Below are 23,208 nucleotides of genomic sequence, written 5' to 3' on the forward strand. Positions count from 1 at the left end.
CCCTCTGTAAATTACAGGGCATGGTGAGCGGCTTCGCTATGCCCAAAATCTGGAGAAAGCTCGCTATGGATATTCCCGTTAATGCAGCAAAGCCGGGGCGTCGGCGTTATCTGACGCTGGTGATGATCTTTATTACGGTGGTCATTTGTTATGTTGACCGCGCTAACCTGGCCGTGGCTTCTGCCCATATTCAGGAAGAGTTTGGTATTACTAAAGCGGAAATGGGCTATGTATTTTCGGCCTTCGCCTGGCTTTATACGCTATGTCAGATCCCCGGCGGTTGGTTTTTAGATCGCGTAGGTTCACGCGTGACTTATTTTATTGCGATATTTGGCTGGTCAGTGGCGACTTTATTCCAGGGCTTTGCCACGGGATTAATGTCATTAATTGGTCTGCGCGCGATAACCGGTATTTTCGAAGCGCCCGCTTTCCCGACCAATAACCGGATGGTGACCAGCTGGTTCCCGGAACATGAACGCGCTTCCGCCGTTGGTTTTTATACGTCTGGTCAGTTTGTCGGTCTGGCGTTTTTGACTCCGCTGCTGATCTGGATTCAGGAGATGTTGAGCTGGCACTGGGTGTTCATTGTCACTGGTGGTATCGGCATTATCTGGTCGCTGATTTGGTTTAAGGTTTATCAGCCGCCGCGCCTGACCAAAGGTATCAGCAAAGCTGAACTGGATTACATTCGTGATGGCGGCGGTCTGGTGGATGGTGATGCGCCGGTGAAAAAAGAGGCACGTCAGCCGTTAACAGCCAAAGACTGGAAACTGGTGTTCCATCGTAAACTGATCGGTGTCTATCTTGGGCAATTTGCGGTGGCTTCTACACTGTGGTTTTTCTTAACCTGGTTCCCGAACTATTTAACCCAGGAAAAAGGAATCACGGCGCTGAAAGCAGGCTTTATGACCACGGTGCCATTCCTCGCGGCGTTTGTCGGCGTCCTGCTCTCTGGCTGGGTCGCGGATCTGCTGGTACGTAAGGGCTTTTCACTGGGCTTTGCGCGTAAAACGCCGATTATCTGCGGCTTGCTGATCTCCACCTGCATTATGGGCGCTAACTACACTAACGATCCGATGATGATTATGTGCCTGATGGCGCTGGCATTCTTCGGTAACGGTTTTGCTTCGATTACCTGGTCGCTGGTTTCTTCTCTGGCACCGATGCGCCTGATTGGTTTAACCGGCGGCGTGTTTAACTTTGCCGGTGGTCTGGGCGGCATCACCGTTCCGTTGGTGGTGGGTTACCTGGCGCAGGGTTACGGTTTCGCGCCTGCACTGGTTTATATCTCCGCCGTCGCGTTGATTGGCGCGCTCTCTTACATCCTGCTGGTGGGCGATGTGAAGCGCGTTGGCTAATCTTTCAACTGTGGAATATGCGCCACACCACTGCGCATAATCCACTTTCTTAAAGCCGGTGCGGTCAGGCATCGGCTTTTTACTATTTTGCCGAAGAGTTTTAAACGCAGTTTGCGGGTGGCGCGCCAGTAGGCGGCGTTGCTCTTCTCCGGCTGCTTCAGTAACACCGAACGCAGAATCTCTGCGCTATCCAGCGCATAGCTAATCCCCTCCAGCGAACTGGCGCTGATAAATCCCGCCGCTTCACCAATCAGAAAGGCGTTGTCCTTACCGCAGACAAAATCCTGCCAGCGTGAGGGAAACAGCACGGTACATTTCTCGCTTTTCACCGCTTTGCCAAACTGGAACTGAAAGGCGTTCATTTTCTCTTTCAGCGTCGTGAAACGCGTCTGACCGTCTTTCATGGGATAGGCACCGCCAAAGATAAAATAACCGTCTTTGCTGATACTCCATGAATAACAGTCAGTTATCGCATTATCAAAGATGCAGGAGTAGAACGGCACAGGATGTTTCTCTGCAAACCACTGCTGGATAGCGACATATTTACGAATTTGATGGTCCGGGTAGAGATGTCGCCGCACCATCGAGTTTGCGCCATCGGCACCGACCAGATAGCGGGCGGTAATATGCTGCTCCCAACCGTCTGCACGAAAAATGACATGCCATTTATCATCCTCACGCCAGATTTTCCGGCACAGGCTATCGTGGTAAACCTCAACGCTGGCGGGGATCAGCGATTTCATCCACAAGTCGAAAGCATGGCGATTAATATTGATATAGCTTCGCTGGTAGTTACGCGTGAGCGATGCGGCGACGTCGACGGTTTTGACGCTGAAAATCTGCGGGTTGGCGATCACATCGACAGGAAGCGTCAGTCCATCGCGAATAAAAGATCGCTGCGCGTCCGGTGCCAGCAGACCGCCGCAGGGTTTGCTGAAACCTTCAGTACCACACTGGTGCTTTTTATCCAGCGCGATCACCTGCATTTTGCCTGCTAACTTTCGTGCCAACGCCGACCCTGCCGGGCCGAGGCCAATAATCGCCACGTCGAAATGTTCCATCTTTTCACTCACATTCATCACGATGGCGAAAGACTATTGTCTGAAAGTGAAGTCCTTGTGAAGTATGATGGCGGGACCCGTTTTGTATCAGGACCGCGCCATGAAACAGATAACCTTTGCTCCCCGTAATCACCTGCTCACCAATACCAATACCTGGACGCCCGACAGCCAGTGGCTGGTATTTGACGTGCGTCCTTCTGGCGCGTCGTTTACCGGCGAGACCATTGAGCGTGTGAATATCCATACTGCAGAGGTCGAGGTTATCTATCGCGCGTCACAGGGCGCGTACGTCGGCGTGGTGACCGTTCATCCGAAGTCAGAGAAATATGTTTTCATCCACGGCCCGGAAAATCCTGATGAAACATGGTATTACGATTTCCATCATCGACGCGGAGTGATTGCTGAAGGCGGCAAGGTGAGCAATCTCGATGCAATGGATATTACCGCACCGTACACTCCAGGAGCGCTGCGCGGCGGCAGTCATGTACATGTCTTTAGCCCGAACGGTGAAAGGGTGAGCTTTACCTATAACGACCATGTAATGCATCAACTCGATTCGGCGCTGGATTTGCGAAACGTCGGTGTTGCGGCACCGTTTGGCCCGGTCAACGTACAAAAGCAGCATCCGCGTGAATACAGCGGTAGCCACTGGTGCGTGCTGGTGAGTAAAACCACGCCCACGCCGCAGCCTGGCAGCGATGAAATCAATCGTGCTTATGAAGAAGGATGGGTAGGAAATCACGCGCTGGCGTTTATTGGCGACACACTTTCGCCAAAGGGCGAGAAAGTGCCGGAGCTATTTATCGTTGAGTTACCGCAAGATGAAGCTGGCTGGAAAGCGGCAGGTGATGCGCCGTTAAGTGGAACGGAAACAACCCTGCCCGCGCCACCGCGCGGCGTCGTGCAGCGACGTTTAACCTTTACCCACCATCGGGCTTATCCGGGGTTAGTTAACGTCCCGCGCCACTGGGTGCGCTGTAATCCGCAGGGTACGCAAATCGCGTTTTTAATGCGTGATGATAACGGCATTGTGCAACTGTGGCTTATCTCGCCACAAGGCGGCGAGCCGCACCAGTTAACCCATAACAAAACGGATATTCAGTCTGCATTTAACTGGCATCCATCAGGAGAATGGTTGGGCTTTGTGCTGGATAATCGAATTGCTTGTGCCCATGCGCAAAGCGGGGAGGTTGAGTATTTAACCGAAAACCACGCCAATCCACCTTCTGCGGACGCCGTGGTCTTCTCGCCGGATGGTCAGTGGCTGGCGTGGATGGAAGGTGGCCAGCTGTGGATCACCGAAACTGATCGCTAAATCAGTTATCAGGCATTTTGGCGGGTGGAATAACCGCATTGGTGGCTTGCGCGTTGGCTTCGCTTTTTTCAACGCGTGAGCGCACCGAGCTGTCTTTGCGGAACACATCCCACGGCAGTAAAAGCGTGTCCATCACAGCGGTAAACGGCATATCGAGAATCGCCAGCGACTTAGTGCCCCAGTTGGTTTCATCGTCGCCAATCATGGTGGCGCTGGCGCGGGTGCCGGGATACGTTCCTTCTTTCCCCCCGGTATGGGACATCACGCTGGAGCATCCTCCAAGTAATGTCATTCCGCTGCATATCATGAACGCTAACAACACATTTCTTATCATAATAAATTCATCTGTTGATCGTGGGTGTTGGCCTGATGAGTTATAGCGATCCCTTGCTGAAAATAACATCATCATAACGTCGCACTGTGGCGGCTATCGCACTTTAACGTTTCGTGCTGCCCCCTCAGTCTATGCAATAGACCATAAACTGCAAAAAAAAGTCCGCTGATAAGGCTTGAAAAGTTCATTTCCAGACCCATTTTTACATCGTAGCCGATGAGGACGCGCCTGATGGGTGTTCTGGCTACCTGACCTGTCCATTGTGGAAGGTCTTACATTCTCGCTGATTTCAGGAGCTATTGATTATGCGTAACTTTGATTTATCCCCGCTTTACCGTTCTGCTATTGGATTTGACCGTTTGTTTAACCACTTAGAAAACAACCAGAGCCAGAGTAATGGCGGCTACCCTCCGTATAACGTTGAACTGGTAGACGAAAACCATTACCGCATTGCTATCGCTGTGGCTGGTTTTGCTGAGAGCGAACTGGAAATTACCGCCCAGGATAATCTGCTGGTGGTGAAAGGTGCTCACGCCGACGAACAAAAAGAGCGCACCTATCTGTACCAGGGCATCGCTGAACGCAACTTTGAACGCAAATTCCAGTTAGCTGAGAACATTCATGTTCGTGGCGCTAACCTGGTGAATGGTCTGCTGTATATCGATCTTGAACGCGTGATTCCGGAAGCGAAAAAACCGCGCCGTATCGAAATCAACTAATTCCTTAAGGCCGCCTGGCGCGGCCTGACATCTCCATGCTCGCCGTCAGGGAGCATATGCGAATCTTCGGATTTGCAGGTACTTACTCGCTTCTTAGAAGGAGAAATGACTATGCGTAACTTCGATTTATCCCCACTGATGCGTCAATGGATCGGTTTTGACAAACTGGCCAACGCACTGCAAAACGCCGGTGAAAGCCAGAGCTTCCCGCCGTACAACATTGAGAAAAGCGACGATAACCACTACCGCATTACCCTTGCGCTGGCAGGTTTTCGTCAGGAAGATTTAGAGATTCAACTGGAAGGTACGCGCCTGAGCGTAAAAGGCACGCCGGAGCAGCCAAAAGAAGAGAAAAAATGGCTGCATCAAGGGCTTATGAATCAGCCATTTAGCCTGAGCTTTACGCTGGCTGAAAATATGGAAGTCTCTGGTGCAACCTTCGTAAACGGTTTACTGCATATTGATTTAATTCGTAATGAGCCTGAACCCATCGCAGCGCAGCGTATCGCTATCAGCGAACGTCCCGCGTTAAATAGCTAACTAGCTATTCTCTTTGCCCCGCCATTCTGGTGGGGCTTTTTTTGTCTTTCTTCTTCAACAATGCGTTAATTTTCGCCTGTTTAAGATATTTCGGCACGTTCTTTCCCGTGATAATGTGCGCTATAAGGCAAATCTGCTTCACCGATTCAGCCATAATCCGTAGCAATTAAAATGTTATCTCAAGAGAAATGGACGATGAGTGATATAGCATTAACGGTCAGTATTCTGGCTTTGGTGGCAGTCGTCGGTTTGTTTATCGGCAACGTCAAATTTCGCGGCATAGGATTAGGTATTGGCGGCGTGCTGTTTGGTGGGATCATCGTCGGCCATTTTGTTTCTCAGGCGGGGATGACATTAAGTAGCGATATGCTGCATGTTATTCAGGAATTTGGCCTGATCCTGTTCGTTTATACCATCGGGATTCAGGTGGGTCCGGGCTTCTTTGCCTCATTGCGCGTCTCCGGATTACGCCTCAACCTGTTTGCTGTTCTGATCGTCATCATCGGTGGTCTGGTTACCGCCATCCTGCATAAACTGTTTGATATTCCACTGCCGGTAGTACTGGGGATTTTCTCCGGTGCGGTAACCAATACGCCAGCACTGGGGGCAGGGCAGCAGATCTTGCGCGACCTGGGTACACCAATGGAAATGGTCGATCAGATGGGGATGAGTTACGCGATGGCGTATCCATTCGGCATTTGCGGGATTTTGTTCACCATGTGGATGTTGCGGGTTATTTTCCGCGTCAATGTCGAGACAGAAGCCCAGCAGCACGAGTCTTCACGCACCAATGGCGGCGCGCTGATCAGGACTATCAATATTCGCGTTGAGAACCCTAACCTGCATGATTTAGCCATTAAAGATGTACCGATTCTCAACGGCGACAAAATTATCTGCTCGCGTCTGAAACGAGAAGAAACCCTAAAAGTACCTTCGCCAGATACCATTATCCAACTGGGCGATTTGCTGCATCTGGTGGGGCAGCCAGCGGATTTACATAATGCGCAACTGGTGATTGGTCAGGAGGTCGATACCTCGCTGTCCACGAAAGGCACTGATTTACGCGTCGAGCGTGTGGTGGTCACCAATGAAAACGTGCTTGGTAAGCGTATTCGCGACCTGCACTTTAAAGAACGCTACGACGTTGTTATCTCGCGCCTGAACCGTGCCGGGGTCGAACTGGTTGCCAGTGGCGATATCAGCCTGCAGTTCGGCGATATTCTCAACCTGGTGGGGCGTCCGTCCGCAATTGATGCCGTTGCCAATGTGCTGGGGAATGCGCAGCAAAAACTGCAACAGGTTCAGATGTTGCCGGTGTTTATTGGTATCGGGCTTGGCGTATTGTTAGGTTCTATTCCCGTCTTTGTGCCGGGATTCCCGGCCGCATTGAAACTGGGGCTGGCGGGCGGTCCGCTGATTATGGCGTTGATCCTCGGGCGTATCGGCAGTATCGGCAAGCTGTACTGGTTTATGCCGCCAAGTGCCAACCTCGCACTGCGGGAGCTGGGGATCGTGCTGTTCCTCTCGGTCGTTGGTCTGAAATCTGGTGGGGATTTTGTGAATACCCTGGTCAATGGCGAAGGGCTAAGCTGGATTGGTTATGGTGCGCTGATCACCGCCGTTCCGCTGATTACTGTTGGCATTCTGGCGCGGATGTTAGCCAAAATGAATTACCTGACCATGTGCGGGATGCTGGCTGGCTCCATGACCGATCCTCCGGCGCTGGCGTTTGCTAATAATCTTCATCCAACCAGCGGTGCGGCGGCGCTTTCTTACGCCACTGTCTATCCGTTGGTGATGTTCCTGCGCATTATCACCCCCCAATTACTGGCGGTGCTCTTCTGGAGTATCGGTTAACTCTTCTCCGGGTGGAGTCGCCGTAAATGGTACTCCACCTGGTATTCGCTGGCATTTCTGAACATCACTGAATAATTCAAAAACTCCCCGCTCTCGCTATATGACAACGAGGTGATCCGCAGCAGTGGCGTGTGTTCCGCTACCTTCATTTGCCGCGCCAGCAGTCTATCGGCGAGCACCGGCGTCAGGCTTTCATAATTACCGCCAATCAGAATCCCGCACTCTTGTTCAATATATTCAAACTTCGACCCTTCCAGATGTTGCAGCGAAAGGTTACGGAACAGTTTTACCGGCATATAGCTGTCTTCCAGCATCAGCGGTTTCCCTTCCACAAAACGAACGCGACGGGAGAAGTAGATCTGCTCGTTGATTTGAATCCGTAACTGGCTGGCAATGGCCGGAGGCGCAGGCATGATTTCAAAAATCAGCACCTGGCTGGTGACAGTTTTTCCCTGCCGTTTTAACACCTCCACCAGCCCGGTCAGACTGGCGGTTTGATGCAGTACATCTTTGCGCACCAGGTAAGTGCCGCTACCGTGGCGGCGGACCACCAGCCCCCACGCTACCAGCAGGTCAATGGCTTTACGGATGGTCATCCGCGATACCGCAAACTCTTCCGCCAGCTTTTTTTCACCGGGAAGAAGGCTGTTTAGCGTGAAATCCGCGGAGTTAAGTCGAATTCTTAACCGCTCCGCAATGCTTTTGTAGATCATCTCTAGATCTCTTTTTTGCCTGCAAGCCCGGGTAATGCGCCCACAAGTTCTGCTTAATCGATTGAAAAAAATCTTTTTTTTAAAGATGTGTTCGATGCTGTGTACCTGTGCTCACAGATGTCTACTTTTTTGCGAAAACGTAGATCTCTACCGCCCAACGAAAAGCATGAAAGCGATCACGAATCCCACTGGGTCGTCATGTTCTGCCGATCGCATCTTCCTATCCTCGCTCCAGGCCTGCCGCATAACCAATCAGGCTTCCTACTTACAGAATTGAGAAAAGAGGATGTGGAAATGCTCAGTCAAATTCAACGCTTTGGCGGCGCGATGTTCACGCCAGTGCTGCTGTTTCCCTTCGCCGGGATTGTGGTGGGTCTTGCCATCTTGCTGCAAAACCCGATGTTTGTCGGGGAATCACTGACCGATCCGAACAGTTTGTTCGCGCAAATCGTACACATTATTGAAGAGGGCGGTTGGACGGTATTCCGTAATATGCCGCTGATTTTTGCTGTCGGTTTACCCATTGGCCTTGCTAAGCAAGCGCAGGGGCGAGCTTGTCTGGCGGTGATGGTGAGTTTCCTGACCTGGAACTATTTCATCAACGCGATGGGAATGACCTGGGGAAGCTACTTCGGCGTCGATTTCACTCAGGACGCGGTGGCAGGTAGCGGTCTGACAATGATGGCCGGGATTAAAACCCTCGATACCAGCATTATCGGCGCAATTATCATTTCCGGCATTGTGACGGCGCTGCATAACCGTCTGTTCGATAAAAAACTGCCGGTTTTTCTCGGCATTTTCCAGGGGACATCTTATGTGGTGATTATCGCCTTCCTGGTGATGATCCCCTGCGCCTGGCTGACGTTGCTCGGCTGGCCAAAAGTACAAATGGGGATTGAATCTCTGCAAGCGTTCCTGCGTTCGGCGGGTGCGCTTGGGGTGTGGGTTTACACCTTCCTCGAACGTATTCTGATCCCAACCGGTTTACACCACTTCATCTACGGACCGTTTATCTTTGGTCCGGCAGCTGTTGAAGGCGGCATTCAGATGTACTGGGCGCAGCATCTGCAAGAGTTCAGTTTGAGCGCCGAGCCGCTGAAATCGTTGTTCCCGGAAGGCGGTTTTGCCCTGCACGGTAACTCAAAAATCTTTGGTGCCGTGGGCATTTCTTTAGCGATGTACATCACTGCCGCACCGGAAAATCGGGTAAAAGTGGCGGGCTTGCTGATCCCTGCAACCTTAACCGCCATGCTGGTGGGAATTACCGAACCGCTGGAATTTACCTTCCTGTTCATTTCACCGTTGCTGTTTGCGGTACACGCCGTGCTGGCGGCCTCAATGTCGACCGTGATGTACCTCTTTGGTGTGGTGGGCAACATGGGCGGTGGTTTGATTGACCAGGTTTTACCGCAAAACTGGATCCCGATGTTCAGCAACCACGCGGATATGATGCTGACCCAAATCGCCATTGGGTTGTGCTTTACCCTGCTGTACTTCGTGGTTTTCCGCACCCTGATTCTGCAATTCAACATGTGCACACCGGGACGTGAAGATGCGGAAGTGAAACTCTACTCAAAAGCCGAATACAAAGCCTCGCGAGGCCAAACCACCGCGGCAGAGCCAAAAAAAGAGCTGGATCAGGCTGCCGGTATCCTGCAAGCCCTGGGCGGGGTCGGCAATATCTCCAGCATTAACAATTGCGCGACGCGTTTACGTATTGCACTGCATGACATGTCACAAACGCTGGATGACGAAGTCTTTAAAAAGCTGGGAGCGCACGGCGTCTTCCGTAGTGGCGATGCCATTCAGGTGATCATTGGTCTGCATGTATCCCAGCTGCGTGAACAGCTCGATAGCTTAATTAATTCTCATCAATCAGCAGAAAATGTTGCCATTACGGAGGCAGTATAATGACCAAATTCTCAGTGGTTGTCGCAGGCGGTGGAAGCACCTTTACGCCAGGCATCGTGTTGATGCTCCTGGCGAATCAGGACCGTTTCCCGCTTCGTGCACTGAAATTTTATGATAACGATGGTGCGCGCCAGGAAGTGATTGCCGAAGCCTGTAAAGTCATCCTTAAAGAAAAAGCGCCGGACATTGCGTTTAGTTACACCACCGATCCTGAAGTGGCATTCAGCGACGTTGATTTTGTCATGGCGCACATCCGCGTCGGCAAATACCCGATGCGCGAACTGGATGAAAAAATCCCGCTGCGCCACGGCGTTGTTGGTCAGGAAACTTGCGGACCCGGCGGAATAGCGTACGGCATGCGTTCCATTGGCGGCGTCCTGGAACTGGTGGATTATATGGAAAAATATTCACCAAATGCCTGGATGCTCAACTACTCCAACCCGGCAGCCATTGTCGCAGAAGCCACGCGTCGTCTGCGCCCGAATGCGAAAATCCTCAACATCTGTGACATGCCAATCGGTATTGAAAGCCGGATGGCGCAAATTGTTGGGCTGCAAGATCGCAAACAGATGCGCGTGCGCTACTACGGCCTGAACCACTTTGGCTGGTGGACATCAATTGAAGATTTGCAGGGCAACGACCTGATGCCCCAGCTGCGGCAATATGTCTCTAAGCACGGTTATGTTCCACCGCAGCAAGATACACATACTGAAGCGAGCTGGAACGACACCTATGCAAAAGCGCGGGATGTCCAGGCTCTGGACCCGGATACATTACCGAATACCTATCTGAAATATTATCTCTTCCCGGATTATGTCGTTCAGCATTCCAACCCTGAACATACCCGCGCGAATGAGGTGATGGAACATCGCGAGAAACAGGTTTTCGATGCTTGCCGCGCCATTACGGCGGCAGGAAATTCAGCGGCGGGCAAGCTGGAAATTGACGAACATGCGTCATACATCGTCGATCTGGCGGCGGCAATTGCCTTCAACACTCAGGAGCGGATGTTGCTGATTGTGCCTAACAACGGGGCAATCCATAACTTTGATGATGAAGCGATGGTCGAGATCCCGTGTCTGGTCGGGCACAACGGACCAGAACCACTGGTGGTCGGCGATATCCCGCAGTTTCAGAAAGGGTTAATGAGTCAGCAAGTGGCGGTGGAAAAACTGGTCGTGGACGCCTGGGAGCAGCGTTCATATCAGCACCTGTGGCAGGCGATTACGTTGTCGAAAACGGTACCGAGCGCCGCGGTCGCCAAAGCTATTCTGGATGAGTTGCTGGAGGCCAACAAAGCGTACTGGCCAGAGTTACGTTAATTGTGTGGACTGGCATCCGTTGGGTGCTGGTCCGTATTCTTCAGCACAGCTGACGGCGCATAACCAAATTTATGTTTAAAGGCTTTGCTGAAATGAAAGGAGTCGAAGAAGTTGAGCGTATCAGCGACTTCGCCAACCGAGTTCCCTTGTTGCTTTAATAGCGATAGCGCCAGATCCAGACGTGCATCGAGGTAATATTCTTTCGGCGTCTTGCCGGTATAGCGTAAAAACAGACGACGCAACCAGGCTTCGCTACAGGGGATCGTGGCAGCCATATCAGCTACGCTCCAGCGTTGTTGCAGACTGGCATGTAAAGTGGCAATTAGTTTTTCAATTTGCCGCCGTTGTGGATCTTTTTTACCGTCTGCGTACATAAGACAAATCCACTGATAAATAATTTTCGTCAGAAAAGCGACTGCCAGATTATTTTTTATTGCTTCTGGTGAAGTAATTAATTCAGCAACTTCGGTGAGTTCCTGATTATAAACTTCGCCATTATAAATAACGCTTTGCTGACCGACGGGAATATCCATCATACTGGTGGGGGTAAATTCCATCCAGTACTGTTCCCAGACTAAACCTTCACAGTGATAAGAGTGAATATCCATTGGCTTTAAAAATATAATACAGTTGCCATGCAGAGTTATTTGTTCGCCATTCTTTAAAAGAATTTTCCCACATCCTTGTACGGTATACACCGCAACCCATGAGTTGGCGATAAGCGGTTTCTTCTTGTCCCGCGGCCAGATCACCCGGTAATGCTCGTCGGCGTAGGTATGCCAGAGCGAGATCAGAGAAATTCCGCTGGAGATCACATTTTCGTTAATCAATAAGGGAATATTGTACGGAGTTTCGTTTTTTACATCTGAACTTTGCAATTTTCCATTCATTTTAATATCCCTCCGGCGAATTATGCTCACAACCTGAACTTAACAGAAAACAATCCGTTCAGGGATACGACGTTTGTATTTTAAGAATCTGACTGCCTGACCCGACGCATTTTACCTCTCCCTATATTCATGCGTCCGGGACATAAACATAAATAAGGGCTATGAGATGAATTCGTTACAAATCTTGAGTTTTGTCGGTTTTACGCTGCTGGTGGCGGTCATCACCTGGTGGAAGGTCCGCAAAACAGATACCGGATCGCAACAAGGCTATTTTCTTGCCGGACGTTCACTAAAAGCGCCGGTTATTGCCGCTTCGTTAATGCTAACCAACCTTTCCACGGAACAACTGGTTGGACTTTCCGGGCAGGCCTACAAAAGCGGCATGTCGGTGATGGGCTGGGAAGTCACTTCTGCGGTGACGCTGATCTTCCTCGCGCTAATCTTTTTACCGCGCTATCTGAAGCGCGGCATTGCCACCATCCCCGATTTTCTGGAGGAACGTTATGATAAAACGACGCGTATTATCATCGACTTCTGCTTCCTCATTGCCACCGGCGTCTGCTTTCTGCCGATTGTTCTCTACTCCGGCGCGTTGGCGCTCAACAGCCTGTTTCACGTCGGGAAATCGTTACAAATTTCCCACGGCGCAGCGATCTGGCTACTGGTTATTTTGCTTGGTCTGGCGGGAATTTTGTATGCGGTAATCGGCGGACTGCGCGCAATGGCAGTGGCGGACTCCATCAACGGTATTGGGCTGGTTATTGGCGGGTTGATGGTGCCGATATTTGGCCTGATCGCGATGGGCAAGGGCAGCTTTATGCAGGGCATTGAGCAAATTACCACCGTTCACGCCGAGAAATTAAACTCAGTCGGTGGCCCGACCGATCCCTTGCCGATTGGCGCGGCATTTACCGGTTTAATTCTGGTGAACACCTTTTACTGGTGTACAAATCAGGGCATCGTGCAACGCACGCTGGCGTCAAAAAGCCTGGCGGAAGGGCAAAAGGGGGCGCTGTTAACGGCGGTGCTGAAAATGCTCGACCCGCTGGTACTGGTGCTGCCAGGGTTGATTGCGTTTCATCTGTATCAGGATCTACCGAAAGCCGACATGGCCTACCCGACGCTGGTCAATAACGTTCTGCCAGTGCCACTGGTGGGTTTCTTCGGCGCGGTGTTATTTGGTGCGGTGATCAGTACCTTCAACGGCTTTCTGAATAGCGCCAGTACGTTATTCAGTATGGGTATTTACCGTCGCATCATTAACCAGAATGCCGAGCCGCAACAGCTGGTCACCGTTGGGCGCAAATTTGGTTTCTTTATCGCCATCGTTTCGGTGCTGGTCGCGCCGTGGATCGCCAACGCGCCGCAGGGGCTGTATAGCTGGATGAAACAGCTCAACGGTATTTACAACGTGCCGCTGGTTACCATCATCATTATGGGCTTTTTCTTCCCGCGCATTCCGGCGCTGGCGGCAAAAGTGGCGATGGGGATTGGCATAATCAGCTACATCACCATCAACTATCTGGTGAAGTTCGACTTCCATTTCCTCTATGTGCTGGCCTGTACGTTCTGTATCAACGTGGTCGTGATGCTGGTGATCGGTTTTATCAAACCGCGCGCCACGCCGTTCACCTTCAAAGATGCGTTTGCGGTGGACATGAAACCGTGGAAAAACGTCAAGATCGCGTCAATTGGTATCCTGTTCGCGATGATTGGCGTCTATGCCGGGCTGGCTGAATTCGGCGGCTACGGTACGCGCTGGTTAGCGATGATCAGTTATTTCATTGCCGCCGTAGTGATTGTCTACCTGATTTTTGACAGCTGGCGGCATCGTCACGACCCAGCCGTAACCTTTACTCCCGACGCGAAGGATAGCCTATGAAACGCCCCAATTTTCTGTTCATCATGACCGATACCCAGGCCACCAATATGGTCGGTTGCTATAGCGGTAAACCGCTGAATACGCAAAATATTGATAGTCTGGCGGCGGAAGGTATTCGCTTTAATTCCGCCTACACTTGTTCACCGGTTTGTACGCCTGCACGCGCCGGACTATTCACCGGTATCTACGCTAACCAGTCCGGCCCGTGGACCAACAACGTCGCGCCAGGCAAAAACATCTCCACTATGGGGCGCTACTTTAAGGATGCCGGCTATCACACCTGTTACATCGGCAAATGGCATCTCGACGGTCATGACTATTTCGGCACTGGCGAGTGTCCGCCGGAGTGGGACGCTGATTACTGGTTCGATGGGGCGAACTATCTTAGCGAACTGACGGAAAAAGAGATTAGCCTGTGGCGCAATGGCCTAAACAGCGTCGAAGATTTACAGGCGAACCATATCGACGAAACCTTCACCTGGGCGCACCGCATCAGCAATCGGGCGGTAGATTTTCTGCAACAGCCCGCGCGCGCCGAGGAACCCTTCCTGATGGTGGTTTCGTATGATGAGCCGCATCACCCGTTCACCTGTCCGGTGGAGTATTTAGAGAAATACGCTGATTTTTACTACGAGCTGGGCGAGAAAGCACAGGATGACCTGGCTAACAAACCGGAACATCACCGCTTATGGGCGCAGGCGATGCCATCGCCAGTCGGTGATGACGGGCTTTATCACCATCCGCTCTATTTTGCCTGTAATGACTTTGTTGATGACCAAATCGGACGGGTCATCAATGCCTTAACGCCAGAGCAACGTGAAAATACGTGGGTTATTTATACCTCCGATCACGGCGAAATGATGGGCGCACATAAGCTGATCAGTAAAGGGGCGGCGATGTATGACGACATCACCCGCATTCCGCTGATCATCCGTTCGCCGCAAGGGGAGCGGCGACAGGTCGATACGCCAGTCAGTCATATCGATTTACTGCCGACAATGATGGCGCTGGCAGATATTGAAAAACCAGAGATTCTGCCGGGGGAAAATATCCTTGCCGTGACAGAGCCACGCGGCGTGATGGTGGAATTTAACCGCTACGAGATTGAGCATGACAGCTTTGGCGGTTTTATTCCGGTGCGTTGCTGGGTGACGGATGACTTTAAACTGGTGCTCAACCTCTTCACCAGTGATGAACTTTACGATCGCCGTAATGATTCAAATGAAATGCATAACCTGATAGATGATATCCGTTTTGCCGACGTGCGCAGCAAAATGCATGACGCCTTATTGGATTACATGGATAAAATTCGCGATCCGTTCCGCAGTTACCAATGGAGTCTGCGTCCGTGGCGTAAAGATGCACGACCGCGCTGGATGGGGGCGTTTCGTCCACGCCCACAAGATGGCTATTCGCCAGTGGTACGCGACTATGACACCGGCCTACCGACACAAGGGGTGAAGGTGGAAGAGAAAAAACAGAAGTTCTGACGATAATGCCCGCTGATGAACACCCGGCGGGCATTATTCAGGCTGCTTAAACCAGTGAACCGCCGGTCAGGAAGGAAAAGATAAGGAATATCAGCAAAATGCTGCACACGATGCCGATACCAAAAAGCAAGGTATGGAAAGCCAGCGTCCCGCCGCCAAAAACCAGCGCGCCGTGAATGCCCCAGCGATTTTCCTTACGCATACCGCCAACAAATGCGCAAAGTAGCGCAGCAATGGCCAGTGCGATACCGCTTTGATCGAGGATTTTATCGACATCCACGTCCTCTTTTTTCTCCACGGTGGTAATTTTTTCGCCTTTTATTCCGGCGAAAAGACCTCTTTTAATTTCAGCCGTTTTATCCGCCACGATGCTTTCAAGCGTTGGCGGTGGTGCGGAAAAAGGGCCGAATGAAAAGTGGATAATCCCCATCATTAAAGCGATGGCACCGAACAGCATGCCCAATGAACTGATTTTATTTTGCGCTATGATACCCATCTGACCTCCTTGTAGCGGATGGCGAAAGCATATCAGGAAACGGGCGGACGAAATTCTTAAAAAAAACCGCTAAAGGTAGAGCGTTAGTGAAATTGCAAAGGAGCAACAATGAAAATTTCCCGCCTCGGAGAAGCGCCCGATTACCGCTTCTCGCTGGCTAATGAGCGTACTTTTCTGGCGTGGATCCGTACCGCACTAGGCTTTCTGGCGGCGGGGGTTGGGCTTGATCAACTTGCGCCAGATTTCGCCACGCCCGTCATTCGCGAACTGCTGGCGTTGTTGTTGTGTCTGTTTTCCGGCGGGTTAGCGATGTATGGCTACCTGCGCTGGTTACGCAATGAAAAAGCGATGCGTCTGAAAGAGGACCTGCCCTACACCAACAGCTTATTAATCATCAGCTTAATATTGATGGTCGTAGCGGTGATCGTTATGGGACTGGTGTTGTATGCCGGATAGCCGCAAAGCCAGACGCATTGCCGACCCAGGGCTGCAGCCGGAGCGTACATCACTGGCGTGGTTTCGTACCATGCTGGGCTACGGCGCGTTGATGGCGTTGGCTATCAAACACAACTGGCACCAGGCGGGCATGTTATTCTGGATTTCGATTGGCATTCTCGCCATTGTGGCGCTGATCCTCTGGCACTACACCCGTAATCGCAATTTAATGGATGTCACGAATAGCGATTTTTCCCAATTTCACGTAGTCCGTGACAAATTTTTGATCTCCCTCGCGGTGTTATCTCTCGCAATACTGTTTGCTGTAACGCATATACATCAACTTATCGTATTTATTGAGAGAGTCGCATGACAGGAAGTCAGGTCATTGATGCTGAAGAGGACAGGCATAAACTGGTTGTAGAGTACAAGGATGCTCTGCAACCTGCCGATTTTTATCACAATTTCAAACAACGGGGTATCCGCTCCGTACAGCTTATTCCCCATCTTGAATTTGATGACCGGGGCGATCTGACGGCCGCTTCGGTGACAGCAGAGCTGTGGGGGAAATTTTTAATTGCCCTGTTCGAGTGTTGGGTACGGGCAGATATCAGTCGTATTTCGATTGAGCTTTTTGACGCCACCCTACAAAAATGGTGTGGCAGCGAAAACCCGCAACCGCGCCGTGGCTGCCAGGCGTGCGACTGGCATCGGCTGTGCCCGCACGCTCGGGAGGAGACGCCAGACAACGTGCTTTGTGCGGGCTATCAGGCGTTTTATTCTTACTCCGCGCCGCATATGCGGGTGATGCGTGATCTGATAAAGCAGCATCGTTCTCCCATGGAGCTGATGACGATGCTGCGGTGACGTGAGCTTAAACGGGCTGCCCCTGATGCGACATCCGCGTCGCCAGCGGTAGCCAGCACAGCACGATCAACAACCCCATTAAGGTCATCAACAACCCCAGGCTGCCCTGACCGGTTTGCGGCAACATCGCAGAGAGCGACGCCAGCACGCCGGAACCAATGTTTTGCAGACCGCCGACCAGCGCGCCAGCCGTGCCCGCCAGGAAAGGGAACGGCTCCATCGCGCCGCTGGTCGCCAGCGGAAACAGCATCCCGGCACCGAAAAAGAATAGCGCGGCGGGAACGAGCAGCGTCCAGACATTCATCACGCCAAACCAGTCGGGGATCCACATCAGTAAGCCAGCCAGCAGGCAGCAGATAACCGACTGCCACATCAACGTTGAGAAGCGTTTATTAGGACGTCCGGCAAACCATGCCCCAAAAAATGCCGCCGGAATCGGCAGAATAAACAAAATACTGACCGTCATACTGCTCAGCCCTAACACCGCGCCCATCAGCACGCCGGAGCAGGCTTCAAAGGCGGCAATCCCGGCCAGACCGCCAATCAGCATCAGCAAATAACAGTTAAAACCGCTGTTACCGAAAAGCGTTTTATAACTGGTAAGCAGGCGCGTGCGCGGTGCGTCGACCGGACGCGTTTCCGGCATCCAGCGGGCCATACTGAAGGTCACACCGGCACAAAGTACCAACAAAAAGAGATAACAGGCGCGCCAGTTCCACATCGTATCCAGCAGACCGCCGATTAGCGGTGCGAGCAACGGACTGACAAGAATTCCCATGTTTAACAGGCTATTAGCATGGCGCAACTGTGTCCGTTCATATAAATCACGCGGCAAAGTACGCGCCATTACGCCGCCAACGCCGGTGCCCATCCCCTGCATCGCGCTGGCGGCAATCAATACTGTCAAACTGGAGGTCGTGACCGCGACCAGCGTTGCCAGCATAAAAATGGACATTCCGACGAGGATCACCGGTCGGCGACCTACACGGTCGGAAATCGGGCCATAAAACAGCTGCGAGACACCGTAAGTCAGCAGATAAGCGCCCATTACGCTCTGCACCGCCCCTTCACGGACGTTGAGATCGCGCGCCATATCGGCAATAGCTGGAATATAAATGGTTTGCGCCATCTGACCGACGGCCACGAGTAATACCAACATCAATAACAAATTGACGTTTCTATGCCTTTTCATTATCACGGATGCTTTTATAAAAATAATTAGAATAAGTCACTACGCATTCCCATAAATGCGGGAGAGGAATCTATCACATTGATAAATGTTAGCCAGATATACGCCAGGAATGGGGAATTGTTTAGCGGCAGAATATGTAAACAAAAGCGGCAATAAATGTTGCCGGGAGGGATGGTAGGGCGGATAAGATGCATCAGCATCGCATCCGACACCAACCCGCACGCTAAATATAAAAGGGGAGCGGTTACCCGCTCCCCTTTAGTGCGACTTGAATCTGAATTACTTCAGGTATTTCAGAACAGCATCAAGCAGTTGCAGTGCTGCAACAATGAGTTTGAGGATAAGAATGGCGATATCCACCAGGCTCATACGCGTCTCCTGTGGTTCAGGAGCACTGCCAGCTGACGTACCTTTCCGCTGCCTGTTGCCAGCTGTTGTGCACGCGGTATCTCAAGGAGAAACGTTGTGCTTGTTGACATAACACAGTGTGCTCACGCGGGGTTAAGGCGCTGACGGCACCACCCGTTTCAGCCAGGACTTAGTGCGCCGGGTAACGATGCGGCCCCCGCATAACACATTGCGTACAGTGATATTATAGAAGTTTACTGTATAAATAAACAGTAATATTTGGACAAAACGCAAACTGTGATCGATACTCAACTATGCACTAAATACGTCAAAATTCGTGCCGAAATTGCGCGTTTTGCGCGGAACACGTATACTTTCTGTGTTGACATAATACAGTGTGCTTTGCGGTTACCAGCCGCGGGCGGCTGACGAAACCTCGCTCCGGCGGGGTTTTTTGTTACCTGCAATTCAGTACAAAACGTGATCAACCCCTCAATTTTCCCTTGCTGAAAAATTTTCCATTGTCTCCCCTGTAAAGCTGTGCTTGTATAAATATTGTTAAACACAAAACCAACAAGGTCCCCAATGACTACTTCCATGTTCAACGCAAAACTACTACCAACTGCGCCATCCGCCGCAGTGGTCGTCGTGCGTGTGGTGGTGGTCGTCGGCAATGCGCCGTAGGGACTGGAACAACACACGATTCCAAAACCCCGCCGGCGCAAACCGGGCGGGGTTTTTCGTTTAAGCACCTCCCGGAAAGTCGGCCCAGAAGAAAAGGACTGGAGCATGGCAAGTTCGGGCACAACATCAACGCGTAAGCGCTTTACCGGCGCAGAATTTATCGTTCATTTCCTGGAACAGCAGGGCATTAAGATTGTGACGGGCATTCCGGGCGGTTCTATCCTGCCTGTTTACGATGCCTTAAGCCAAAGCACGCAAATCCGCCATATTCTGGCTCGCCATGAACAGGGCGCGGGGTTTATCGCTCAGGGAATGGCGCGCACCGACGGTAAACCGGCGGTCTGTATGGCCTGTAGCGGACCGGGTGCGACTAATCTGGTGACCGCCATTGCCGATGCGCGGCTGGACTCCATCCCGTTGATTTGCATCACTGGTCAGGTACCCGCCTCGATGATCGGCACCGACGCCTTCCAGGAAGTGGACACCTACGGCATCTCTATCCCCATCACCAAACACAACTATCTGGTCAGACATATCGAAGAACTCCCGCAGGTCATGAGCGATGCCTTCCGCATTGCGCAATCAGGCCGCCCTGGCCCGGTGTGGATAGACATTCCTAAGGATGTGCAAACGGCCGTTTTTGAGATTGAAGCACAGCCCGCGGTGGCAGAAAAAGCCGTCGCGCCCGCCTTTAGCGAAGAAAGCATTCGTGACGCAGCGGCAATGATTAATGCTGCCAAACGCCCGGTGCTTTATCTGGGCGGTGGTGTGATCAATGCGCCTGCGCGAGTGCGTGAACTGGCGGAGAAAGCGCAACTGCCTACCACCATGACTTTAATGGCGCTGGGCATGTTGCCAAAAGCGCATCCGTTGTCGCTGGGTATGTTGGGGATGCACGGTGTGCGCAGCACCAACTATATTTTGCAGGAGGCGGATTTGTTGATTGTGCTCGGTGCGCGTTTTGATGACCGGGCGATTGGCAAAACCGAGCAGTTCTGCCCGAATGCCAAAATTATTCATGTCGATATCGACCGCGCAGAGCTGGGTAAAATCAAGCAGCCGCACGTAGCGATTCAGGCGGATGTTGATGACGTGCTGGCGCAGCTGATCCCGCAGGTGGAAGCGCAACCGCGTGCAGAGTGGCACAAGTTGGTAGCGGATTTGCAGCGCGAATTCCCGTGTCCAATCCCGAAAGCGTGCGATCCGTTAAGCCATTACGGCCTGATCAACGCCGTTGCCGCCTGTGTCGATGACAGCGCGATTATCACCACCGATGTGGGTCAGCATCAGATGTGGACCGCGCAAGCTTATCCGCTCAATCGCCCACGCCAGTGGCTGACCTCCGGTGGGCTGGGCACGATGGGCTTTGGTCTGCCTGCGGCCATTGGGGCGGCGCTGGCGAACCCGGATCGCAAAGTGTTGTGTTTCTCCGGCGACGGCAGCCTGATGATGAATATTCAGGAGATGGCGACCGCCAGTGAAAATCAGCTGGATGTCAAAATCATTCTGATGAACAACGAAGCGCTGGGGCTGGTACATCAGCAACAGAGTCTGTTCTACAAGCAGGGCGTTTTTGCCGCTACCTATCCGGGAAAAATCAACTTTATGCAGATTGCCGCCGGATTCGGCCTCGAAACCTGTGATTTGAATAACGAAGCCGATCCGCAGGCTGCATTGCAGGAAATCATCAATCGACCAGGTCCGGCGCTGATCCATGTGCGTATTGATGCCGAAGAAAAAGTGTACCCGATGGTGCCGCCAGGTGCGGCGAATACTGAAATGGTGGGGGAATAAGCCATGCAAAACACAACTCATGACAACGTGATTCTGGAACTCACCGTTCGCAACCATCCGGGCGTAATGACCCACGTTTGTGGCCTTTTTGCCCGTCGCGCTTTTAACGTTGAAGGCATTCTCTGTCTGCCGATTCAGGACAGCGACAAAAGCCATATCTGGCTACTGGTCAATGACGACCAGCGTCTGGAGCAGATGATAAGCCAGATAGACAAGCTGGAAGATGTGGTGAAAGTGCAGCGTAATCAGTCCGATCCGACGATGTTTAACAAGATCGCGGTGTTTTTTCAGTAAGGAGCGACATTAAACCGCTCGGGGGGTTTACTGATGAGCGATTTTTGATAGATCCGTTCAGATATATAGGGTGAAATTGTGCCAGAGACCATCTCAGGCACAATTTATTAGCCCAGGACGTTAATTTAAGTCGCTGCACCGATAACCAGGGGGTTGACAGTTAGGGCTAAAAATTTCCAGCGATGGTGTTAAATTCTGATTGCTGTCTATACCAGTGGGCATGACCAGCATTCTATTAATTAATGGTTCATCGTGAGGTATATTATGGCAAGCCCTATAAACAGCGGAACAATGATGTCAAATCCCTGCCCTTCCACCTTTTTGGATAAAAATAGAATTATTGCTGCTGAGCTTAATATCACAAATAACGAGAAAAAATATTCACCTGGCAGTAATTTCGCAAAATGGATGTTACAGGAAATAAAACGCTTAATAGCAAATATTATGTCCGGTTCTCGAAGTGTTAATACCGAAATCCTTAACTATTTTCATCCTATGCCAGGCACTGAAAATAATGGCAATCGTACCTGGATGGCGGCAACTGGAGAGAACGAATATACCGTAATCGAACAAACAGGTGGCAAATCCTTTAAAGTTATACAGTTTGATGCAGGTGAAAAAAATACAAAAAAAATAGTAAAAGAAACATCATATTCTGGAGTGGCTGTGGCGACTATTATCAAATCGCTGTCTGAAAAAACTGCTGCGTTAGAAACACATTCTGCTGACACGGTTTTGAGGAAAAAATTAGTTAATAGTATTGTTATGATGAATACGGATTGTAGTTACGAAATGCCTGCAGACATTGTGAGTAATACATATGATTTATTAAACCTGCGAATTCAAAAAGATGAGGGCCATTTACCTGTTCAGGAAAAAATTGATATTACTGAGGATTATTTACACTCTATGACTATGGATGCTCATAGATGTATAAAAGAACAAACTAAACCAAGTGGTGCTGCAAAAATAACTTGCTGTGGTGTTGAGTTAAGTAAAGATATTCTTAAAAAGTTTGCAAGCAAAATTGAAAAAATTGAACAAGATCCAAAATATATTCAAAACACACTTGAAGAAATGGTTAAACAGCTTTGCTTTGATGTTAATGATTGTGCTGAGGTAAGAGAATTGTTACGGCAATCAAACGGTAATATTACGAATGATAAGATTGATGAAATAATAGCTTGCTTAGCCAGTCCTCAGGGGATTACATGTTTTTATTATTCTTCCGCACAAGGCTATCAGAGTCGCTTACAACACACATCTCAAGATGTTCGCGAGTTACTCTCAAAGAGTTTGGGTGGTGCCACTTCATCAACATTTCATTTAAAAAAATCAGGAAATGAATTTTTTGGGTCTGGAAAGTATCTTAATGAAATGGATTTCACTATGAATGGGTTTAGTCAGAAGATATATTTGATGGCGGTTAATAAAATTGAAAATGAAGTTAAGCTTCAGTGTGCTCGTTATTTTACTACCGGTATGGTCGACGAACAAAACTCTAAAATCGATAAAGTCGCTTTTACATTTTACGCTACCGCAACAACAGCTGATTTATGATTTTTTCTTCATAAAGCGCGTTTGTCATTAAGGTGAGCGCGTATTCTTAACCGTCTGTGCGTAAACAGTCTTTTTGAAAAAATGAGCGATTTTTGATAGTGAGTAAATTGTTTTGGTGATGCAATTGCATTGGGAAAATCGTTAAA

General features: G+C 50.7%; 24 protein-coding genes and 1 other annotated feature. Of the genes, 17 read left to right on the forward strand and 7 right to left on the reverse strand.

Translation table 11 applies throughout. The features are described 5' to 3' along the window. The first annotated feature begins 20 nt into the window (after positions 1–20). Entirely contained in the window at positions 21–1,358 is a 1,338-nt protein-coding gene (locus ACJHYR_RS16345; protein WP_000253455.1) for an MFS transporter, read from the forward strand. Here the strand turns inward: ACJHYR_RS16345 and cbrA are convergent. Then, positions 1,355–2,419 (reverse strand): colicin M resistance lipid reductase CbrA, encoded by a 1,065-nt coding sequence (gene cbrA, locus ACJHYR_RS16350; RefSeq protein ID WP_042027648.1) that lies wholly within the window; start codon positions 2,417–2,419, stop codon positions 1,355–1,357. The two genes, ACJHYR_RS16345 and cbrA, sit on opposite strands and share 4 nt — an antisense overlap. A 100-nt stretch (positions 2,420–2,519) precedes the next feature. Between cbrA and ACJHYR_RS16355 the strand changes: the two genes are divergently transcribed. Further along, on the forward strand, positions 2,520–3,734 hold the full coding sequence (locus ACJHYR_RS16355; RefSeq protein ID WP_059327803.1) for a DUF3748 domain-containing protein: 1,215 nt from the start codon (positions 2,520–2,522) through the stop codon (positions 3,732–3,734). Between the two features lies 1 nt (position 3,735). Here ACJHYR_RS16355 and ACJHYR_RS16360 read toward each other — a convergent pair whose 3' ends face one another. Further along, positions 3,736–4,068: a YceK/YidQ family lipoprotein gene (locus ACJHYR_RS16360; RefSeq protein WP_059327802.1), complete on the reverse strand. Its 333-nt coding sequence runs from the start codon at positions 4,066–4,068 to the stop codon at positions 3,736–3,738. Between the two features lie 239 nt (positions 4,069–4,307). After that, positions 4,308–4,380 (forward strand) — a sequence feature (ROSE (Repression Of Heat Shock gene Expression) occurs in the 5'-region of heat shock genes and acts as an RNA thermometer to modulate expression.). Between ACJHYR_RS16360 and ibpA the strand changes: the two genes are divergently transcribed. From ibpA to ACJHYR_RS16375, 3 genes are all read left to right on the forward strand, one after another. Then, positions 4,374–4,787: a small heat shock chaperone IbpA gene (ibpA, locus tag ACJHYR_RS16365; RefSeq protein WP_001243437.1), complete on the forward strand. Its 414-nt coding sequence runs from the start codon at positions 4,374–4,376 to the stop codon at positions 4,785–4,787. Its footprint overlaps the feature before it by 7 nt. A gap of 111 nt (positions 4,788–4,898) precedes the next feature. Then, entirely contained in the window at positions 4,899–5,327 is a 429-nt protein-coding gene (ibpB, locus tag ACJHYR_RS16370; protein ID WP_001243431.1) for a small heat shock chaperone IbpB, read from the forward strand. A 195-nt stretch (positions 5,328–5,522) separates the two neighbouring features. Next, positions 5,523–7,184 (forward strand): putative transporter, encoded by a 1,662-nt coding sequence (locus ACJHYR_RS16375; protein ID WP_001279763.1) that lies wholly within the window; start codon positions 5,523–5,525, stop codon positions 7,182–7,184. Here the strand turns inward: ACJHYR_RS16375 and ACJHYR_RS16380 are convergent. Next, entirely contained in the window at positions 7,181–7,897 is a 717-nt protein-coding gene (locus ACJHYR_RS16380; protein ID WP_001300779.1) for a GntR family transcriptional regulator, read from the reverse strand. The genes ACJHYR_RS16375 and ACJHYR_RS16380 overlap by 4 nt on opposite strands. Before the next feature lie 294 nt (positions 7,898–8,191). On the opposite strand from ACJHYR_RS16380, the gene ACJHYR_RS16385 reads away from it, so the two are divergent. Together ACJHYR_RS16385 and ACJHYR_RS16390 are read left to right on the forward strand one after the other, a co-directional pair. Continuing rightward, positions 8,192–9,808 carry a PTS sugar transporter subunit IIB gene (locus ACJHYR_RS16385; protein ID WP_000952134.1) on the forward strand — a complete coding sequence of 539 codons (1,617 nt, stop codon included), beginning with the start codon at positions 8,192–8,194 and terminating at the stop codon, positions 9,806–9,808. Further along, entirely contained in the window at positions 9,808–11,130 is a 1,323-nt protein-coding gene (locus ACJHYR_RS16390; protein ID WP_000160110.1) for a 6-phospho-alpha-glucosidase, read from the forward strand. The genes ACJHYR_RS16385 and ACJHYR_RS16390 overlap by 1 nt, the downstream gene beginning before the upstream one ends. On the opposite strand, the gene ACJHYR_RS16395 is transcribed toward ACJHYR_RS16390, so the two are convergent. Further along, complete coding sequence (locus ACJHYR_RS16395; protein ID WP_001590914.1) at positions 11,127–12,020, reverse strand: helix-turn-helix transcriptional regulator; 894 nt, start codon at positions 12,018–12,020, stop codon at positions 11,127–11,129. The genes ACJHYR_RS16390 and ACJHYR_RS16395 overlap by 4 nt on opposite strands. Before the next feature lie 166 nt (positions 12,021–12,186). Here ACJHYR_RS16395 and ACJHYR_RS16400 point away from each other — a divergent pair, with 166 nt between their 5' ends. Next, positions 12,187–13,902, forward strand: coding sequence for a solute:sodium symporter family transporter (locus ACJHYR_RS16400; RefSeq protein ID WP_059327801.1), 1,716 nt, complete (start codon positions 12,187–12,189; stop codon positions 13,900–13,902). After that, positions 13,899–15,392 carry a sulfatase-like hydrolase/transferase gene (locus ACJHYR_RS16405; RefSeq protein WP_059327800.1) on the forward strand — a complete coding sequence of 498 codons (1,494 nt, stop codon included), beginning with the start codon at positions 13,899–13,901 and terminating at the stop codon, positions 15,390–15,392. The genes ACJHYR_RS16400 and ACJHYR_RS16405 overlap by 4 nt, the downstream gene beginning before the upstream one ends. 46 nt (positions 15,393–15,438) lie before the next feature. Here ACJHYR_RS16405 and yidI read toward each other — a convergent pair whose 3' ends face one another. Continuing rightward, positions 15,439–15,888, reverse strand: a complete 450-nt coding sequence (gene yidI, locus ACJHYR_RS16410) for a protein YidI (protein ID WP_059327799.1) — start codon at positions 15,886–15,888, stop codon at positions 15,439–15,441. A 108-nt stretch (positions 15,889–15,996) separates the two neighbouring features. Here yidI and ACJHYR_RS16415 point away from each other — a divergent pair, with 108 nt between their 5' ends. From ACJHYR_RS16415 to ACJHYR_RS16425, 3 genes are read left to right on the forward strand one after another with little or no spacing between them, the layout of a single operon-like run. After that, positions 15,997–16,344: a YidH family protein gene (locus ACJHYR_RS16415; RefSeq protein WP_000703959.1), complete on the forward strand. Its 348-nt coding sequence runs from the start codon at positions 15,997–15,999 to the stop codon at positions 16,342–16,344. Continuing rightward, positions 16,334–16,696 carry a DUF202 domain-containing protein gene (locus ACJHYR_RS16420; protein ID WP_001113432.1) on the forward strand — a complete coding sequence of 121 codons (363 nt, stop codon included), beginning with the start codon at positions 16,334–16,336 and terminating at the stop codon, positions 16,694–16,696. Before ACJHYR_RS16415 ends, ACJHYR_RS16420 begins: the two co-directional genes overlap by 11 nt. Then, positions 16,693–17,190 carry a radical SAM protein gene (locus ACJHYR_RS16425; protein WP_000148045.1) on the forward strand — a complete coding sequence of 166 codons (498 nt, stop codon included), beginning with the start codon at positions 16,693–16,695 and terminating at the stop codon, positions 17,188–17,190. Before ACJHYR_RS16420 ends, ACJHYR_RS16425 begins: the two co-directional genes overlap by 4 nt. Before the next feature lie 7 nt (positions 17,191–17,197). On the opposite strand, the gene emrD is transcribed toward ACJHYR_RS16425, so the two are convergent. After that, positions 17,198–18,382: a multidrug efflux MFS transporter EmrD gene (gene emrD, locus ACJHYR_RS16430; RefSeq protein WP_001306726.1), complete on the reverse strand. Its 1,185-nt coding sequence runs from the start codon at positions 18,380–18,382 to the stop codon at positions 17,198–17,200. Between the two features lie 81 nt (positions 18,383–18,463). Here emrD and ysdE point away from each other — a divergent pair, with 81 nt between their 5' ends. Beyond that, the gene (gene ysdE, locus ACJHYR_RS16435; protein WP_211180519.1) at positions 18,464–18,538 is read left to right on the forward strand and encodes a protein YsdE; all 75 of its coding nucleotides are present in this window, start codon (positions 18,464–18,466) and stop codon (positions 18,536–18,538) included. 123 nt (positions 18,539–18,661) lie between these two features. On the opposite strand, the gene tisB is transcribed toward ysdE, so the two are convergent. Beyond that, a complete protein-coding gene (gene tisB, locus ACJHYR_RS16440) occupies positions 18,662–18,751 on the reverse strand; it encodes a type I toxin-antitoxin system toxin TisB (protein ID WP_000060506.1) in 90 nt (29 codons plus the stop codon). A 564-nt stretch (positions 18,752–19,315) separates the two neighbouring features. Here tisB and ivbL point away from each other — a divergent pair. The 4 genes from ivbL to ACJHYR_RS16460 all read left to right on the forward strand — a co-directional run bounded on the left by ivbL (position 19,316) and on the right by ACJHYR_RS16460 (position 23,062). Beyond that, a complete protein-coding gene (ivbL, locus tag ACJHYR_RS16445) occupies positions 19,316–19,414 on the forward strand; it encodes an ilvB operon leader peptide IvbL (protein WP_001312198.1) in 99 nt (32 codons plus the stop codon). A 105-nt stretch (positions 19,415–19,519) separates the two neighbouring features. After that, the gene (ilvB, locus tag ACJHYR_RS16450; protein WP_059327798.1) at positions 19,520–21,208 is read left to right on the forward strand and encodes an acetolactate synthase large subunit; all 1,689 of its coding nucleotides are present in this window, start codon (positions 19,520–19,522) and stop codon (positions 21,206–21,208) included. Between the two features lie 3 nt (positions 21,209–21,211). After that, complete coding sequence (ilvN, locus tag ACJHYR_RS16455; protein ID WP_001181706.1) at positions 21,212–21,502, forward strand: acetolactate synthase small subunit; 291 nt, start codon at positions 21,212–21,214, stop codon at positions 21,500–21,502. Between the two features lie 264 nt (positions 21,503–21,766). Continuing rightward, positions 21,767–23,062, forward strand: a complete 1,296-nt coding sequence (locus tag ACJHYR_RS16460) for a hypothetical protein (protein ID WP_072837523.1) — start codon at positions 21,767–21,769, stop codon at positions 23,060–23,062. The last annotated feature ends 146 nt before the right edge of the window (positions 23,063–23,208 follow it).

The sequence above is a fragment of the Escherichia sp. WS1450 genome (genome assembly GCF_046487395.1).
Taxonomy (GTDB): domain Bacteria; phylum Pseudomonadota; class Gammaproteobacteria; order Enterobacterales; family Enterobacteriaceae; genus Escherichia; species Escherichia coli.

Coding starts and splice junctions, on each gene's coding strand:
- ACJHYR_RS16345 (WP_000253455.1), top strand. CDS start 21: ATGGTGAGCGGCTTCGCTATGCCCAAAATCTGGAGAAAGCTCGCTATG.
- cbrA (WP_042027648.1), bottom strand. CDS start 2,419: ATGGAACATTTCGACGTGGCGATTATTGGCCTCGGCCCGGCAGGGTCG.
- ACJHYR_RS16355 (WP_059327803.1), top strand. CDS start 2,520: ATGAAACAGATAACCTTTGCTCCCCGTAATCACCTGCTCACCAATACC.
- ACJHYR_RS16360 (WP_059327802.1), bottom strand. CDS start 4,068: ATGATAAGAAATGTGTTGTTAGCGTTCATGATATGCAGCGGAATGACA.
- ibpA (WP_001243437.1), top strand. CDS start 4,374: ATGCGTAACTTTGATTTATCCCCGCTTTACCGTTCTGCTATTGGATTT.
- ibpB (WP_001243431.1), top strand. CDS start 4,899: ATGCGTAACTTCGATTTATCCCCACTGATGCGTCAATGGATCGGTTTT.
- ACJHYR_RS16375 (WP_001279763.1), top strand. CDS start 5,523: ATGAGTGATATAGCATTAACGGTCAGTATTCTGGCTTTGGTGGCAGTC.
- ACJHYR_RS16380 (WP_001300779.1), bottom strand. CDS start 7,897: ATGATCTACAAAAGCATTGCGGAGCGGTTAAGAATTCGACTTAACTCC.
- ACJHYR_RS16385 (WP_000952134.1), top strand. CDS start 8,192: ATGCTCAGTCAAATTCAACGCTTTGGCGGCGCGATGTTCACGCCAGTG.
- ACJHYR_RS16390 (WP_000160110.1), top strand. CDS start 9,808: ATGACCAAATTCTCAGTGGTTGTCGCAGGCGGTGGAAGCACCTTTACG.
- ACJHYR_RS16395 (WP_001590914.1), bottom strand. CDS start 12,020: ATGAATGGAAAATTGCAAAGTTCAGATGTAAAAAACGAAACTCCGTAC.
- ACJHYR_RS16400 (WP_059327801.1), top strand. CDS start 12,187: ATGAATTCGTTACAAATCTTGAGTTTTGTCGGTTTTACGCTGCTGGTG.
- ACJHYR_RS16405 (WP_059327800.1), top strand. CDS start 13,899: ATGAAACGCCCCAATTTTCTGTTCATCATGACCGATACCCAGGCCACC.
- yidI (WP_059327799.1), bottom strand. CDS start 15,888: ATGGGTATCATAGCGCAAAATAAAATCAGTTCATTGGGCATGCTGTTC.
- ACJHYR_RS16415 (WP_000703959.1), top strand. CDS start 15,997: ATGAAAATTTCCCGCCTCGGAGAAGCGCCCGATTACCGCTTCTCGCTG.
- ACJHYR_RS16420 (WP_001113432.1), top strand. CDS start 16,334: ATGCCGGATAGCCGCAAAGCCAGACGCATTGCCGACCCAGGGCTGCAG.
- ACJHYR_RS16425 (WP_000148045.1), top strand. CDS start 16,693: ATGACAGGAAGTCAGGTCATTGATGCTGAAGAGGACAGGCATAAACTG.
- emrD (WP_001306726.1), bottom strand. CDS start 18,382: ATGAAAAGGCATAGAAACGTCAATTTGTTATTGATGTTGGTATTACTC.
- tisB (WP_000060506.1), bottom strand. CDS start 18,751: ATGAGCCTGGTGGATATCGCCATTCTTATCCTCAAACTCATTGTTGCA.
- ivbL (WP_001312198.1), top strand. CDS start 19,316: ATGACTACTTCCATGTTCAACGCAAAACTACTACCAACTGCGCCATCC.
- ilvB (WP_059327798.1), top strand. CDS start 19,520: ATGGCAAGTTCGGGCACAACATCAACGCGTAAGCGCTTTACCGGCGCA.
- ilvN (WP_001181706.1), top strand. CDS start 21,212: ATGCAAAACACAACTCATGACAACGTGATTCTGGAACTCACCGTTCGC.
- ACJHYR_RS16460 (WP_072837523.1), top strand. CDS start 21,767: ATGGCAAGCCCTATAAACAGCGGAACAATGATGTCAAATCCCTGCCCT.